This is a genomic window from Nitrospira sp. BLG_2, assembly GCF_049222245.1.
Genome location: NZ_JBLYIG010000076.1, coordinates 1 through 16,822 on the forward strand (window position 1 = coordinate 1; position 16,822 = coordinate 16,822).

Here is a 16,822-nt window from a genome sequence, read left to right on the forward strand (position 1 = left end):
AAGTGCTGCCTTGGTCCAAGACGGCCCGCTACATTCAGATCGAAAACAAAGTTCGGTCGATCGTGAACATCGAGTTGGCCAAGGGAATTCCGTTGACCTACTAGCCGAAGAGAACGGCGTCATGCCCGTCCGAATCGCATGACGTGGAAGGCCGGGCGCAATCTGCGCCCGACTTCCTTCCTCGTTCGAGCCGTCGCGATGGACGTTTACGCAGCCTCACCTTTGCAGTCTCACCTTTACGATGCATGTTCGATGATCAGCATCATGGTTTGGTGTTCGGCGCATTGGAGCGTCAGCGAGAGCCCGTCCGGATGCTTGTGTGCGGATCACGCGGGGAGGATAGGCCCATGCGGATGGCTGAAAAATTGAGCGGCGCCGTCCTCCTCTTCGCGCTCGTCAGCGTACTTGGATGGACTGACAGCGCTGTCGCTGAAACGGTCCAGTCCGAGGCCACGGTAAAAAAAGCGTTGCAAGGCCGGGCCAAGGTCGCCGGACCGTCGGCGGAGGTTGTCGGCGCGCCTGAGGATGAGTTCAGTCGTGGGACGCCGCGCACGAGCTTCATAGGATTCCTCCAGGCTACGAGGGACCGAGATTTCGAGCGGGCAGCCCAGTATCTCGATCTCCCGTCCGAAATGCGTTCGAACGGACCTGCATTGGCTCGGCACCTTAGGATGGTGCTGGGACGGGAACTGTTTCCGGACCTTGACGCGCTCAGCCTGAATCCCGAGGGCGATCCGAACGACGGACTGGCGGAAGGGCGGGATCGTATCGGACGGATCACCGGGGAGACTAAAATTTATGACCTTCTCCTCGATCGGGTGCCCCGTGAAGACGGTGTCTACGTCTGGAAAGTGGCCTCCGCGACCGTGGCCCAAATTCCGAAGCTCCATGCAGAGTTCGGGTATGGCCGGCTCGAAACGATCTTGCCTCCATGGTTCTTTGATTATCGGATCATAGGAATCGAAATTCTGTGGTGGGTGGCGTTCGTCATCGTCGCCTTTCCGCTCGCGATGCTGCTTGTGACCGGTGTGCTGTGGCTGCTTCGCCGGTTCCGTCCCGACGCGTCTCCCGAATTGGAACAGTTTTTCACGGGTCCGGCCCGTTTGTTGTTGTGGGTGCTGTTGGCCCGCTTCCTGATGCAGACATCCCACATGCCGGTCGTCCTCAAGGCGTTTGGGGAAGGGAAGACGTTGCTCGTCGCGGCGATGGCATGGATGGTCCTAAGGGCGCTGGACCTCGCGGCGCAGCGGACCGCCGACCGGCTTCAGGCCGCCGGGCTCAGCGGCGCAAAGGTATTTCTTCGTCCGATCATCAGACTGGCGAAACTCGCGACGCTGGTCGGGGCGTTGCTGCTGTGGCTCGAGAATCTTGGATATGAAGTCACCACCCTACTGGCCGGACTCAGTATCAGCGGAGTGGCTCTCGCGCTGGCATCCCAGAAAACGCTGGAAAACGTCTTCGGCGCCCTTACGCTCTATACGGCGCAGCCGGTCCGGGTAGGGGATTTCTGCCGGTTCGGCGACCAGATCGGCACGGTTGAGGAGATCGGCCTGCGGGCCACGTTGATCCGCACGTTGGATCGCAGCGTCATCAGCGTGCCCAACGCCCAATTTGCTTACATGCATCTGGACAATCTTTCCCGGCGAGACCGCTTCTGGTACCATCCACGCCTCAAGCTCCGGCCGGAAACCACGCCGGACCAAATCCGATTCGTTTTGGTTGAAGTGAGGAAAATGCTGTACGCCCATCCCAAGGTGCTTGCGGAGCCACTCTGGGTGAGATTCACGGAATTCGGTGATGCTTCCCTGAATCTCGACGTGTTCGCCTACATAGGCGTCACCGAATACGATGAATCACTGGACGTCGCCGAGGATCTCAATTTACGAATCATGGACATCGTCGCGGAGGCGGGGACGGAGCTGGCCCTCCCGTCGCAAATTCAATACGAACTCCCGGGCTCGCCGATGGACGAGGGCCGCATACGAAACGCCGAAGCCAGGGTCAAGGAATGGCGGGCTCAGCAGTCGCTGTATCTCCCGAATTTTCCTGCCGACAAAATTGCCGAGTTGAAGAACACATTGCAATATCCGCAGGCCGGATCGCCTGAGATGTCGAAACAGCGCAGTCGCATATCGCAACCCCAACATTAAGAGGAGGTTTTATGTCTGCTTCAATCCACAATCATCTGGGCAATCGAACGAGAGGGACGTTGGTCGCGACGGTCCTGCTCGGTCTCGTTTCCCTCATGCCTGTCACAGCCCGTTCCGAGGATTTTGCCGAGCAACAACAGCTCGTGGACAAGGCGAAGCTGACGCTGGACTCGTTCGCGGCCGACGGCGGCCTGAAAGGATCGATCAAACAACTTGCCGAAGATGCCAAAGGACTGTTCATCGTCCCGCAATTCATGCGCGGTGCCTTCATGTTCGGCGGCGCGGGCGGCAGCGGCGTTCTGATCGTGCGGGATGAGAGAACAGGCAAGTGGTCCGACCCCCTCTTCTACAACATCGGATCGGCGAGCTTTGGCCTGCAGGTCGGAGCCGATGTATCCGAAATCGTCATGGTGGTAAGGACGCAGAAAGGGCTGGAGGGGTTCTACACCAACGATTTCAAGCTCGGGGCCAACGTCGGCATGGCCGTCGGTCCGGTCGGCGCCGGCACATCGGCCAAAGGCATCACGGCTGATATCGTGTCCTATGCGAAAAAGAAAGGGGCCTTTGGCGGCATCGCTTTGGATGGGTCGATGGTGACCGTCTCCAACGACAGTAATAAGGCCTACTACGGCAAAGACGTGCGGCCGACGGATGTCATCGTGAAGAAGGACGTCGGCAATCCGAAATCGATCGAGCTTCGAGAGGCGGCGGAGAAGTTACTGAAATAAATTACAGTCGAGAGGCGGCACATGGCGACAGGACCATCGAAGAAACGCGGTGAGGGTGTAAAAGAAGCGAGCAAAGCCAAACGGAAGGAGCCGGTTATGGGCGGCGAGCAGAAAGGTCCGACGGTTGAACAGGCCCGTCTGCTGGCTGACGGGGCTGCGTGGAAACGGTGGGGACCCTACTTGAGCGAGCGTCAGTGGGGGACGGTGCGGGAGGATTACAGCGAGGGTGGGGACGCGTGGAACTATTTTACCCACGACCATGCCCGCTCCCGGGCCTACCGGTGGGGCGAGGACGGACTGGGTGGAATTTCCGACGACCAGCAGCGGCTCTGCTTCGGGCTGGCGCTCTGGAACGGGAAGGATCCCATTGTGAAGGAACGTCTGTTCGGCCTGACCAACAGCGAGGGCAACCACGGGGAGGACGTCAAGGAATATTACTTCTACCTCGACAGCACGCCGACGCACTCCTACATGAAGTATCTCTATAAGTATCCGCAGGCGGCCTTTCCCTATGGCGACCTGGTCCAGACGAACAGGAGTCGTAGCCGGGAGGTCATGGAATACGAGTTGCTGGACACCGGGGTCTTCGACGAAGACCGGTACTTCGATGTGTTCGTTGAATACGCCAAAGCCTCACCCGAGGACATTCTCATCCGGATCACCGCGGCGAACCGGGGCCCACAAGAAGCCGAATTACACGTGCTGCCCACCCTGTGGTTCCGGAACGACTGGTCTTCCTGGCTCGCCAGGCCTGCCGTGAAGCCCAGCCTCAAACAGGTCAAGGGACCGAGCGGGACCAGCACGGTGGAACTCGCGCATAGGGAGTTGGGCGAATACCGCTTATATTGCGATGGGGACGTGCCGCTGCTCTTTTGCGACAATGAAACCAACAACGAGCGACTCTTTCCCGAATACCCGAACGCCAGCCCCTATGTGAAAGACGGGATCAACGATTACATCGTGCACGGCCATCAGCACGCCGTGAATCCGAACCAGACCGGAACGAAAGTCTCGCCTCATTACCGGCTTACAGTCGGTCCCGGCAAATCGGGCACCGTTCAGCTCCGCCTGTGCGCCAAGACGTCGAGCACAATGGGAGCAAAAGGGAAGGGCGAAGCCGACCCGTTTGGAGCCGCGTTCGACGAGATTCTGAACGCCCGCACGCGCGAGGCCGATGAATTCTACCGAGCCGTGACGCCGCCCGCGGTGTCCCTGGATGAAGCGAACGTCATGCGCCAGGCCCTTGCCGGCATGCTGTGGAGCAAGCAATTCTATTTCCTCGATGCGGATCAGTGGCTCAAGGAACATCGGGCCCATCCCCTTCATCGAGCGAGTCGCGAGTTCCGCAATCGCGATTGGTTTCACATGATCAATCGGGACATCATCTCCATGCCGGACAAGTGGGAATATCCCTGGTACGCCGCGTGGGATCTCGCGTTCCATACCTTGCCGCTCTCGATCGTCGATCCCGACTTCGCCAAGCGGCAGATGGAACTCATGTTCAACAGAGTCTATCTGCACCCCAGCGGGCAGATTCCGGCCTATGAGTGGAATTTCAGCGACGTCAACCCCCCGGTCCATGCCTGGGCGACGCTCTTCCTCCATCGCACCGAGCAGGCCTTGCGTGGCGCAGGCGACGTCAATTTCCTCAAGTCGGCGTTCAACAAACTGTTGCTCAATTTCACCTGGTGGGTGAATCGGAAGGATCGGTTCGGGAAGAACGTGTTCGAGGGCGGCTTTCTGGGCCTCGACAATATCGGCGTGTTCGATCGAAGCGCCCCCTTGCCCACCGGCGGGCATCTGGAACAGGCGGACGGCACCGCATGGATGGCGCTGTTCACGCAGAACATGTGCGAACTCGCGGTCGAAATCACTCCCCATGACCGTACCTATGAAGACATGGTTGGAAAATTTCTTGAACATTTCCTGTATATCGCCGCGGCCATGAACAAGCGCGGGGAGGACGGGATGTGGGACGAGGAGGACGGGTTCTATTACGACGTCCTGCGGTTGCCGGACGGAAGCGCCAGCAAGCTCAAGGTTCGCTCCATGGTCGGACTTCTCCCGCTGTGCGCGACGACGGTCATCGAAGCCTGGCAGCGCGAGCAGGTGCCCGGGGCGGTCGCATCCTACCAAGAACGCGTGCGTCAGATGCCGGAGTTGCTCGACTTCGTCCATAAGAAGGGGCCGGGTCATTTGGGGGTCGCCGAGCGCGGGATTTTCGCGCTGGTCAACGAGGAGAGGCTGCGCAAGATTCTCTCCAAGATGCTGGACGAAAACGAGTTCCTCAGCCCCTATGGGATCCGCTCGCTGTCGAAATATCACCAGGAGCATCCGTATATCTTCCACGTCGGGGGGCAGGTGTATCGGGTGGATTACCTGCCGGCTGAGTCGAACACCGGGATGTTCGGCGGGAACTCGAACTGGCGCGGACCGATCTGGATGCCGGTGAATGCCCTGATCATTCGGGCGCTGCTGTCCTTCTATCTCTATTATGGCGACAACTTCAAAATCGAGTGCCCCACGGGGTCCGGTCGCATGATGAACCTGTTCGAAGTCAGCCAGGAAATCGCCGGCCGGCTGACGGGCATCTTTCTGCGTGACGCGCAGGGGAACCGGGCGCTGTACGGCGGTGCCCAGAAGTTCCAGGAAGACCGGCACTGGCGGGACCAGATCCTGTTCTATGAATACTTTCACGGCGACAACGGGGCGGGCCTGGGGGCCAGTCATCAAACCGGCTGGACCGGCCTGGTTGCCAAACTGATTGAACTGTACGGCAGGCTCGACCCTCAAGCAGCGCTGCAGGTCGGGAAAGGCGCCGCATTCAAGCTCCGAACGAAAGAGAAATAAGGTTCGACATGAACCCTGGCCGAACCTCCGGTGGGCGTATGAGCCAAGCCCACCGGCATCGTGATTTTGATGAAGAACAACGGCTCCAACACTCCCAAGTCGCCTGACAGCAAAAAAGAAAGGCAGCAAGAGAAGCGCTTTGATAAGCGACCCGGCTGGCTGCATATGAATATGAAAATTTGGTCATCTCCCCGATAAAAGAACATGGCAATTGACAGAAAACAGAACAGCCCATCGGACTCCGGCGGCTCGGCGTCAACGCGATGTCTTGTCACCGGAGGCGCCGGCTTCATCGGCTCCCACTTGGTTCAACTGTTGCTCCATCGCGGCTACCGGGTACGCGTAGTTGATCTCGTCCCCTCGCCAGGGCTCGATCGACGCGCCGAGTTCGTGCAAGGCTCCATTCTTGATGAGCCTCTTATTCGGTCGACCATGGAATCCATCGACCATGTGTTTCACTTGGCCGCCAACCCTTATCTCTGGACGTCGCACAAGCGCGGCTTCGAGCAAACGAATCTCAACGGAACGCAGATCGTGCTCGATGCGGCCGCGCGGGCCGGCGTACGGCGCATGGTGCACACGTCCACGGAATTGGTGTTCGTGGCTCCACGCAGCAAGGGGGTCGGCGTGATCGACGAGAATATCCGCACCACGTTCGGCGACATGCTCGGGCTCTATTGTCGATCAAAATACTTGGCCGAGCAGGAAGTCTCGAACGCGGCCGCCCGAGGCCTTCCGGTCATCATCGTCAATCCGACGCTGCCGATCGGGCCCGGAGATTACAAGCTCACGCCGCCCACCCAAATGATCTTGGATTTCCTCAACGGTAAGAACCCCGCGTATATGGATTGCGCGATGAACCTTGTAGACGTGAAGGATGTGGCGCTCGGCCACATCTTGGCCGCCGAGAGAGGCCGCATCGGTGAGCGCTACATTCTCGGAGGCGAAACCGTCCACATGTCGCGACTCCTTGAGATGCTTACCGGTTTCACCGGTCTGCCGATGCCGCGCACGCGGGTGCCGTACCTGCTGGCTCTTGGAATCGCGGGCATGTCGGAATGGATTGCAAATGTGATCACCCGGAAACCGCCGAAGGCGTCGTTGGCTGGTGTTCGGATCGCCGGCGCATCAGGGATGTGCAACATCTCAAAGGCCGCTCGCGAGCTTGGATTCACGCCTCGTCCTATCCACGAGGCACTCTTGGCCGAAATTATTTGGCTATACGATCACGGATTCATCCATCGTCCGTTGGCACGGCCGGTGTTGCCAAAATTCGAATCGTGCCTCCGCGCATGACATCGCCGCCGATTCCGGCACCTTGCGTCACATCTAACTGTTCCACCATCAGTCCCCTGCGGAGAGATAAGCCCTACTTGGTGAGCAAAAGCATTCTTGAAATTGCCGCTGGGGACGCCGACCGGTTGGGCGAAACCGCAAAGCGGATTCTCTACAACAATCGTGACTTTCAGCGGCTTGTGCGGGACCTCGGAAGGATGTTGTTTGGGTCGAATCAGAATCGAACCGCCCTCCGTCGCCCGGGGCCAGCGGTGGTGGACCATCGTTCAAGAGGTATCGCAAATCGACTTCGAGCGAAGCGGGAAGAGCAGCATGACCATGGAGTTTGATGGCGGTCGGAATCTGGTGAGCCGGTTAGGCGCGTACCCCGACCCGGGGTGGTATCTGGGATATGATGTCGCCGGGGCCTACCAACGGAACATCGAAGTGGGCATTCGCTACATATTCGCGAGTTCTAACAAGAAATCGAAACTCAACTTACTGATCCGATCGCGTTGTTTCCTCCGCGAGGATGGGGTACGTGACTGTTCTTACATCCACTACTTCAAAGCTTCCGCGCCGCTAACGATGTCCATAAGTTCCTTTGTGATCGCGGCTTGCCTGGTCTTGTTGTAGTAAACGGTCAGTTTCTTAATGAGCTCGCCCGCATTGCGCGTCGCACCATCCATGGCGGTCATACGAGCTCCTTGTTCGGCAGCCGACGATTCCAGCAGGATACGGTACGCCTGGACATGAAAATTGCGGTGCAGCAATTCCTGTAATACCTCGGATTCGCCTGGCTCGTAGAGATAGCCACCGGGCATCTGTTCCGTGGTGTGTTCAACCCCCTTGAGGTCGGCAATCTCGACGACCCAATCGATCGGGAGCAGCCGTTCCACGACCACACGCTGCTGGATGGCGGACTTGAACTCATTGTAGATCGCGTACACGGCATCGATCCGGCCGGTCGCATAATCGTCAATGGCTTGCAATTCTGTGGCCAACAGCATGCCGTGCTCAAACGAGAGCTTATCGAAAATATCCACGACTTCACGACGGACCTTCCAATGTCGTCTCCTGAAGAAATCGCGCCCTTTCCTACCGATTACCGCCACCTCAATCTGCATGCCTTTCGAATCAAATTCTTTCAAGGCGGCGGCCGCCGTGCGAAGGATGTTGGCATTGAAGGCGCCGCACAATCCACGATCGCTGGTGACCACCGCGACGACGATCCGATGTTCCTCCCGTCTCTTGAGCAAGGGGTGAGCATCTCGATTGACGCGCCGGCTTAGCGTGCGAATCGTGTCCCGCATCTTCAGAGCATAGGGCCTGGCGGCAAGAATCCGGTCTTGCGTGCGCTTCAGCTTGGCCGCCGCGACCATCTTCATCGCTTTGGTGATCTTCTGGGTTTTCTTGACGGAATCGATCTTCCGCCTGACGGATTGAAGGCTCGGCATAAGGTCGCCCCGAATGGGAGCGGAACAGTACCATTTGGCTGGAAGAAAGGTCAAGGCGACAATCTCGTATTGCCGCGCTGGTCTCACACCTCCGTTTTGTCCGCGACCATCACCGCCGGATGGGCAAAATCGCCGCCGTGTCCGATAGTGCGGTTTTCTCCGTTGCGCCGCGCCTGGCGAACTTCGTCAAGGCCGAAGTTTCGCCACTTCAGCGCAAACGACCGACCAACGGCGCTGGTTGTGTTTCGATCAGGCTCCGTCTCCGGAAGCGCCGAGGGCATAGATTGCCGGCTTAGGGTAGTCTGTCAAACTTGACAGTAGTCTTATCCATGTCCTCGCTGTACAGTACGTCACCAATTGCCAGGTTCGGGGTAGCTAATGAGGACGACCGAATGAAAACTGCAGAGAGGGCTTGTCCATGAAAACTTCCAACTCTCATGAGCAACAACAGCAAATGAAGACGCGTCCCGGTTTCATCGCGGCATTGGATCAAAGCGGGGGCAGTACGCCCAACGCGCTGAGCCTTTACGGAATCAAAGATAATGCGTGGTCCAACGAAGATGAGATGTTTGCCATCGTGCATCAAATGCGCGCGCGCCTCATTACCAGTCCCAGCTTCACCAGAGAGCGGATCATTGCCGCCATCTTGTTCGAGAACACCATGGACAGGGAGATCGAGGGACGGCCGACCGCGGACTATCTCTGGGACGTGAAGGGGATTGTCCCTTTTCTGAAAGTGGACAAAGGCCTGGCGCCTGCGCAGGATGGTGTCCAGTTAATGAAGCCCATGCCGGCACTTGCTGCGCTGCTCGACAAAGCCAACGAGAAACGGATCTTCGGTACCAAGATGCGCTCGGTCATAAAGGAAGCCAATGGAGCCGGCATCAAGAATGTCGTGAGCCAGCAGTTCGAGATCGCCCGGAAAATCCTCTCCGCGGGCTTGGTGCCGATCGTCGAGCCTGAAGTCGACATTCACTGCCGCGACAAGGCCAATGCCGAAACGCTGCTCAAGGAAGCGCTCTTGAAGGAACTCAATGAACTGCCCGGGAGTCAGTTCGTCATGCTCAAACTCACGCTTCCGGAACAAGACGACTTCTACGTTGATTGCATCCGACATCCCAATGTCTTGAGGGTTGTGGCGCTATCGGGCGGGTATACGCGGGAACAAGCCAACGACCGCCTGCGCAGGAATCATGGCCTCGTGGCCAGTTTTTCACGAGCGCTGGTAGAAGGGCTGTCAGCCCGGCAATCCGATGCTGAGTTCAACGCCATGCTGGATAAGTTCATTCAGAGTATCTTTGATGCGTCCAATACTTAAGCAAGGACGGGGACAGTCTTCTGAGCAAGGGATGACAGTTCCCAGACGCAGCGGGTGCCTGTCTCCTGTTCGGTTGCAGAACGGGGACAGTCGCCGAAAGAAGGGCGACAGTCCCCGACATGCGGATCCTGGTGATCAATAGCGGCAGCTCATCAATCAAATTTCGGCTCTCAGAGGCGGTTGAGGAGAACGGCGCATTGGCGACGCGACCGGCCTTGATCGAAGGCGCCGTCAAAGGCATCAGAGGCTTGGTGAGCTTCGAAGTGACCGGACAACAGCTTGGCGTTTCCACGGACAAGATACAGGCTCAAGATCATATCCAGGCCATGCGTGTGCTTATGGATCGGCTTGGTGATTCACTGGACAGCGTCGAAGCCGTAGGACATAGGGTCGTGCATGGCGGGGACCGGTACGTGGAGTCCACCCTGATCACTGAGCAGGTCGAAGCTGGGATCGACGAACTGTCGGAGTTGGCGCCGTTGCACAATCCGGCGTGTCTCGCGGGAATCCGCGGGGCCAAGGCGGTGATGGGAGCAACCGTTCCGATGGTGGCCGTCTTCGATACGGCGTTTCATCGAACGATGCCCGAGGTCGCCAGGCATTATGCCATCCCAACTGAGCTGGCCGACCGCCATCGTATCCGCCGATACGGATTTCACGGCATCGCCCATGCGTCGCTGGCCAATGGGTATGCGGCCTGCACTGGAAGATCCTTGAGGGAGGCGCGCATCATTACCATCCAGTTGGGTAATGGCTGTTCTATTGCCGCAATTGCAGAAGGAAGATCGATCGACACTTCGATGGGATTCACGCCTTTGGAAGGCTTGGTGATGGGGACTCGATCCGGTGACGTCGATGCCTCTCTCGTGAGCTTGCTGGCTGAGCGGGAAAAAGTCGAGCCGGCAGAGGTGGAACGATGGTTGAACGAGCGATCCGGTCTCTTGGGGCTTTCTGGACGATCGAACGACATGCGGGAACTGTTGCGTGTAGCCGAGCAGCAACGAGACGAGCGAGCCGAACTGGCGATTGAGCTTTTTTGCTATCGGGCTCGCAAGTATATCGGCAGTTACCTGGCCGTATTGGGAGGCGCCGATGCGATTGTGTTCGGAGGCGGGATCGGGGAAAATGCGCCGGACGTGCGGAAGCGGATTTGCCGGAACATGGCGTGGTGCGGGATCAGCCTCAATGCGGATCGCAATCAAGCTGCAGTGGGGCTCAGGCCGGGATCGGCGGCGAAGATCAGCCCGGATGGCTCGATGCCAGCGGTCTACGTAGTGGCGGCGGACGAAGAAACATGGATTACCAAAGAGACGGCTCACTGTGTGCAGGCGATCGGATGATCATTTTGTAGGCGCCATCCGTTGAGCGTGGTGGCGGAGGGAGGAAAACGGCTCATGAGCAATGCACTGTCGGAAAAAGAACTGAAGCTGATTGATGCCTATTGGCGCGCGGCGAACTATCTGTCTGTCGGACAGATCTATCTGTACGACAACCCTTTGCTGAAAAAGCCGTTGAAGAAGGAGCATGTCAAGCCCAGGCTGCTTGGCCACTGGGGCACGACCCCAGGGCTGAATTTCATCTATGCCCATCTCAATCGAATGATCAAGCAGCGAGACCTGAACATGATCTACATCATCGGTCCGGGCCACGGAGGGCCGGGCATCGTTGCCAATGCGTATATGGAGGGGACCTACTCGGAGGTGTATCCCAACATTGGGCAGGATGAAGAAGGCATGAAGCGCTTATTCACCCAGTTTTCATTCCCGGGCGGCATTCCCAGTCACGTAGCGCCGGAAACGCCCGGCTCCATTCATGAAGGAGGCGAACTGGGGTACGCTATCTCGCATGCCTACGGAGCGGCGTATGACAATCCCGATCTGATTGTGTCCTGTGTGGTCGGCGACGGAGAGGCGGAGACCGGTCCGCTCGCCACTTCGTGGCATTCCAATAAGTTTCTCAATCCCCTTTCCGACGGCGTCGTACTTCCGATCCTGCATCTCAACGGCTACAAGATCGCCAATCCCTGCGTCTTGGCGCGCATCAGCCATCAAGAGTTAGAGCAGCTCTTCCGCGGCTACGGCTATACGCCCCACTTTGTCGAGGGAAGCGACCCAGAGAAGATGCACCAAACGATGGCATCTACGCTCGATACCATCATCGAAGAGATTCACCGAATTAAAACGGAAGCCCGCAGGACCGGAGCGGTGAAGCGGCCTTTGTGGCCGATGATCATTTTCCGTTCGCCCAAAGGGTGGACCTGTCCGAAAGAGATCGACGGGAAGCGGACGGAAGACTACTGGCGGAGTCACCAAGTTCCGATGGGGGAAATGCACGAGAAACCGGCGCACATCGGAATCCTTGAAGAATGGATGAAAAGTTATAAGCCGGACGAGCTTTTCGACAAGACGGGGCGCCTGAACCCCGAGCTGGCAGAACTGCCGCCGAAGGGAGACCGCCGCATGAGCGCCAATCCTCACGCGAACGGAGGATTGCTCCTGAGAGATTTGCGTCTCCCAAATTACCGAGATTATGCCGTCGAGGTCACCAAACCCGGCGCCACGATGACGGAATCCACGCGGCACATGGGAAAGTTCTTGCGCGACACCATGAAGCTAAACATGGACCAGCGCAATTTCCGCCTGTTCAGTCCCGACGAAAACAACTCAAACCGCTGGCAGGATGTCCTGGAAGTGACCAATCGGGCGTGGATGGCAGAGAGTTTTCCTTACGACGATCATTTGGCGCCGGATGGCCGAGTGATGGAGATGCTGAGCGAACATCAGTGCCAAGGATGGCTGGAAGGATATCGTCGGACCGGCCGGCACGGGTTCTTTTCCTGCTATGAAGCATTCATCCACATCATCGACTCGATGCTCAATCAGCATGCGAAGTGGCTGAAGGTCTGCAATGAAATCCCTTGGCGTCGGCCGATCGCCTCACTGAATTATCTGCTGAGCTCCCATGTCTGGAGGCAGGACCACAATGGATTCAGCCACCAAGATCCCGGGTTCATCGACCACGTCGTCAACAAGAAAGCCGACGTCGTGCGGGTCTATCTTCCCCCTGACGCGAACACGCTCTTGTCCGTGACCGATCATTGCCTGCGCAGCAGGAACTATGTCAACGTCATCGTGGCCGGCAAACAACCGGCCCCGCAGTGGCTCACGATGGATCAGGCGATCAAACATTGCGCGGCCGGCATCGGCATCTGGGAATGGGCGAGCAACGACAAAGGGGGAGACCCCGATGTCGTGATGGCTTGCTGCGGAGACGTGCCCACGCTCGAAACACTGGCCGCCGTGGATATTATTCGGCAACACGTGCCGGCATTGAAAATTCGGGTCGTCAACGTGGTGAACCTGATGAAATTGCAGCCGCCTACCGAGCATTCGCACGGTCTGTCGGACTTCGATTTTGATGCCCTGTTCACAAAAGACAAACCCATAGTTTTTGCGTTTCACGGCTATCCGTGGCTCATTCATCGGCTTACCTATCGAAGGACCAACCACAAGAATCTGCATGTGCGCGGTTACAAGGAGGAAGGAACGACCAGCACGCCGTTCGACATGGTGGTGATGAACGATCTCGACCGGTTCCATCTCGTTGCCGATGTCGTGGACCGTCTGCCGCAGCTGGGTTCCCGCGCCGCCTATGCCAAACAGGCGATTCAGGAGAAATTGCTCGAGCACAAGCAATATATCGCGCGGTACGGTGAGGACATGCCGGAAATCACGGATTGGCAATGGGGTCAGGAAAGCGTTAAGACGAAGCGCAGGAGCTCAACCGAAGGGGACAACGTCTAGTCTGGAATTGAGTCTTGGATTGTTGAGTCCTGAGGGTGCCGGTCGACCGCACCGAAGGCTCAGGACTCGCCACTCGGCACACCGCACTTGTGTTCTCCGATGGAGGGCGTCATGAAGCAGGAACGGACTAAGGAACTGTTACAACAATATGGTGTCGGGCCCATTCAGTTCTCCGGCACCAACGACGCATTGTACGAGCGGCACCTGACATTCGATCACGTCGTGGATGTGAAGAAGGCGAGCGTCCGCGATCAGTTCGAAGCGGCGGCTCGTGCCGTCCGAGACATCATTTCCCAACGCTGGTTGCTCACCGAAAGGACCTATGCCGAAAAGAATCCCAAGCAGGTGTATTACCTGTCGATGGAATTTCTTCTGGGGCGGTCGTTCGCCAATAATATCACGAATGCCTTGCTCGCGCCGCTCGTCGAACAGGCGGCCGTAAGAAAAGGGATCGATCATCTGGTGGTCACCGAGACGGAGCCGGATGCCGGATTGGGCAACGGCGGATTGGGTAGGCTCGCCGCCTGCTTCATTGATTCGATGGCCACGATGGAAATTCCAGGCATGGGATATGGCCTGCGCTACGAGTACGGCATTTTCAGGCAAACCATCCAGGACGGTTGGCAATGCGAGCAGCCGGACAATTGGTTGCGGTATCCGGACCCCTGGGAAGTGCCGCGACTGGAAGAAGCCGTCGAGGTGAAATTGAATTGTTCCTTCGAAGTGCGGGGCGGGGCGCTGCATCCTATCATTGGACGGCCGTCTATTTTGTTAGGCATTCCCTTCGATCGGCCGGTTGTAGGCTATGGGGGCAAGACCATCAATACCCTGCGTCTATGGGCAGCAGGCACCCCCGACTATTTTGATTTTCAGCAATTCAGTCGAGGGGATTTCGTCGGGGCCCTTGCGGAGACGCTGACGGCGGAATCCCTGACACGAGTGCTGTACCCCGACGACTCGACATCCATGGGACAGGGGCTTCGCTTCTTACAGGAGTATTTTCTCGTCGCGTGCGCGCTGGGCGATCTGATCCGTCGTTTTCGGCGGGGTAACTCGGATTGGAATACGCTTCCGGACAAAGTGGCGATTCAGCTCAACGACACCCACCCCACCATGGCTGTTCCTGAACTCATGCGGATTCTCCTCGATGAGGCGCAGCTGGGATGGGATGAAGCCTGGGGCCTTACGCAACGGACATTGGCCTATACGAACCACACGCTGTTGCCGGAGGCGCTGGAGAAATGGCCGCTCGAATGGTTCGAAGCGATGTTGCCGCGCCACCTCGAAATCATTCTTGAGATCAACCGCCGGCTGCTCGAGGTGGTGCGGAACCGTTATCCGGGAGATGAAGATCGGGTGGCACGGGTGAGCCTTGTCGAGGAGGGGGGCCGACGGAAGATCCGCATGGCCAATTTGGCGATTGTTGGATCTCACAGCACCAATGGCGTCGCTGCCATTCATTCCAGGTTGCTTCGGACAATGACCGTGAAGGAGTTGGCAGAACTCTACCCTGAGCGCTTCAACAACAAAACGAACGGTGTCACCCCGCGGAGATGGCTGCGCTTGTGCAATCCAACCCTCTCCGGCGTCATCACCGACGCGATCGGGGACGGGTGGATCACCGACCTCAGCGAGCTCAGTCAGCTCAAGAAATTGGCTGACGACCGGCAGTTTCAAGACGCTTTTCTCAAAGCCAAGCGTCAATCCAAATCTCAATTTGCACAGTGGCTGAAGACGACATCCGGCCAATCCGTCGATCCAAACGGTATGTTCGACAGTCAGGTCAAGCGCCTCCATGAGTACAAACGGCAGCTCTTGAACGCGCTGCGCGTCGTGGTGCTGTACAACCGCTTGCGCGAAAATCCCAACCAGACCATGGCGCCGCGGACATTCTTCTTTGCCGGCAAAGCGGCGCCGGCTTATCACCTGGCCAAGGTCATCCTCAAGTTCCTGAACAATCTCGCCGGCACGATCGACGGGGATCCTGTCGCCAGCGGACGTATTAAGGTCGTGTTTCTGCCCGAGTATTGTGTCTCGCTCGCCGAACGGCTGATTCCAGCCACGGATGTCTCCAATCAGATTTCCACGGCCGGCTATGAAGCCAGCGGGACCAGCAATATGAAATTCATGATGAACGGAGCGCTGACGTTGGGGACACGGGACGGTGCCACCATTGAAATGGCCGAGGAAGCGGGCGAGGACAATTTCTTCCTATTCGGCCTGACGGCCGACCAGGTGGCGGACAGTCGAGGTTGGTATGATCCGCGCTGGCATCACCAGCATGAGCCTGAAACCAGGGCAGCGCTCGATCTCATCTTCTCCAACTACTTCAGCCGGAATGAGCCCGGTGTCTTTGCGGCATTGGAGCATGCGTTGCTCTCCGGCGGCGATCACTATATGCATCTGGCGGATCTGACCTCCTATTTGAACGCCGATCGCGAAGTGTGCGATCTCTACGCCAAGCCGAATGAGTGGGCGCGCAAGGCTATCTTGAACATTGCCGCCTCGGGGAAGTTTTCCAGCGATCGGACGATCGCCGAATATGCGGCGGGAATCTGGAATGCGAAGCCCTGCCCGATTCCGTAACGAGCGCCGTGAAGGGGATTTGTCATGAGTGAACCTCTGTCCATCGTGTATCTGGCCAGGCACGGCGAAACGGCCTGGACCATTTCAAGACAGCACACCGGCCTGACCGATTTGCCGCTGACCGAGCGAGGTGAGCGCACCGCCCGCAGACTCGAAGAGCGGCTCAGGGGAGTGACGTTTGCTGCGGTCTTGACCAGTCCTTTGCAGCGCGCAACCCGCACCTGCGAATTGGCCGGCTTCAAGGCAGTCGCCGAAGTCGATAAAGATCTGGTCGAGTGGGATTACGGCCGGTATGAGGGGCGCCGGACGGCGGAGATTCGCGCTGAACGTCCCGATTGGGAACTCTTTCGCGACGGTTGCCCCGGTGGAGAATCGCCGCAGCAGGTCAGCGTACGGGCCGACCGCATCGTGAAGCGCGTGCGTGAAGTGTCGGGGAACGTCCTGATTTTCACCAGCGGGCACTTCATGCGCGTGCTCGCGACGCGTTGGTTGGGACTTGAGCCGTCGGTCAACTGTAAATTTTTCATGCTCAGTACGGCGAGCCTGAGCGCTCTTGGCTATGAACACGATGTGACCCGGCCGGTGATTCGACTGTGGAATGAGACCCGTCATGTGGAAAGAGGCCAAGACGAGTGAGGGATTGTTAGTGAAAAAG

The 16,822-nt window shown here is 58.0% G+C and carries 12 protein-coding genes; 10 read left to right on the forward strand and 2 right to left on the reverse strand.

Features of this window, described 5'->3' with window-relative positions; genetic code table 11:
* The first annotated feature begins 353 nt into the window (after window positions 1-353).
* From ACOSYY_RS02055 to ACOSYY_RS02075, 5 genes are all read left to right on the forward strand, one after another.
* Entirely contained in the window at window positions 354-2,150 is a 1,797-nt protein-coding gene (locus tag ACOSYY_RS02055) for a mechanosensitive ion channel family protein (protein WP_421660606.1), read from the forward strand.
* A gap of 11 nt (window positions 2,151-2,161) precedes the next feature.
* Window positions 2,162-2,878: a lipid-binding SYLF domain-containing protein gene (locus ACOSYY_RS02060; RefSeq protein WP_421660607.1), complete on the forward strand. Its 717-nt coding sequence runs from the start codon at window positions 2,162-2,164 to the stop codon at window positions 2,876-2,878.
* Between the two features lie 96 nt (window positions 2,879-2,974).
* Window positions 2,975-5,728 (forward strand): MGH1-like glycoside hydrolase domain-containing protein, encoded by a 2,754-nt coding sequence (locus ACOSYY_RS02065; protein ID WP_421660609.1) that lies wholly within the window; start codon window positions 2,975-2,977, stop codon window positions 5,726-5,728.
* Between the two features lie 204 nt (window positions 5,729-5,932).
* Complete coding sequence (locus tag ACOSYY_RS02070) at window positions 5,933-7,024, forward strand: NAD-dependent epimerase/dehydratase family protein (RefSeq protein WP_421660610.1); 1,092 nt, start codon at window positions 5,933-5,935, stop codon at window positions 7,022-7,024.
* Window positions 7,025-7,104: 80 nt separating this feature from the next.
* Entirely contained in the window at window positions 7,105-7,353 is a 249-nt protein-coding gene (locus ACOSYY_RS02075) for a hypothetical protein (protein ID WP_421660611.1), read from the forward strand.
* A 210-nt stretch (window positions 7,354-7,563) separates the two neighbouring features.
* Here the strand turns inward: ACOSYY_RS02075 and atpG are convergent, their stop codons facing one another.
* Window positions 7,564-8,547, reverse strand: a complete 984-nt coding sequence (gene atpG / locus ACOSYY_RS02080; RefSeq protein ID WP_421660612.1) for an ATP synthase F1 subunit gamma — start codon at window positions 8,545-8,547, stop codon at window positions 7,564-7,566.
* Complete coding sequence (locus tag ACOSYY_RS02085; protein WP_421660613.1) at window positions 8,544-8,741, reverse strand: hypothetical protein; 198 nt, start codon at window positions 8,739-8,741, stop codon at window positions 8,544-8,546. The genes atpG and ACOSYY_RS02085 overlap by 4 nt, the downstream gene beginning before the upstream one ends.
* Before the next feature lie 137 nt (window positions 8,742-8,878).
* On the opposite strand from ACOSYY_RS02085, the gene ACOSYY_RS02090 reads away from it, so the two are divergent.
* The 5 genes from ACOSYY_RS02090 to ACOSYY_RS02110 all read left to right on the forward strand — a co-directional run bounded on the left by ACOSYY_RS02090 (window position 8,879) and on the right by ACOSYY_RS02110 (window position 16,803).
* Window positions 8,879-9,778: a fructose bisphosphate aldolase gene (locus ACOSYY_RS02090; protein ID WP_421660614.1), complete on the forward strand. Its 900-nt coding sequence runs from the start codon at window positions 8,879-8,881 to the stop codon at window positions 9,776-9,778.
* A gap of 119 nt (window positions 9,779-9,897) precedes the next feature.
* A complete protein-coding gene (locus ACOSYY_RS02095; protein ID WP_421660615.1) occupies window positions 9,898-11,118 on the forward strand; it encodes an acetate/propionate family kinase in 1,221 nt (406 codons plus the stop codon).
* Window positions 11,119-11,172: 54 nt separating this feature from the next.
* Complete coding sequence (locus tag ACOSYY_RS02100; RefSeq protein WP_421660616.1) at window positions 11,173-13,581, forward strand: phosphoketolase family protein; 2,409 nt, start codon at window positions 11,173-11,175, stop codon at window positions 13,579-13,581.
* A gap of 111 nt (window positions 13,582-13,692) precedes the next feature.
* Window positions 13,693-16,167: a glycogen/starch/alpha-glucan phosphorylase gene (locus tag ACOSYY_RS02105; RefSeq protein ID WP_421660617.1), complete on the forward strand. Its 2,475-nt coding sequence runs from the start codon at window positions 13,693-13,695 to the stop codon at window positions 16,165-16,167.
* A gap of 24 nt (window positions 16,168-16,191) precedes the next feature.
* Window positions 16,192-16,803 (forward strand): histidine phosphatase family protein, encoded by a 612-nt coding sequence (locus tag ACOSYY_RS02110; protein ID WP_421660618.1) that lies wholly within the window; start codon window positions 16,192-16,194, stop codon window positions 16,801-16,803.
* The last annotated feature ends 19 nt before the right edge of the window (window positions 16,804-16,822 follow it).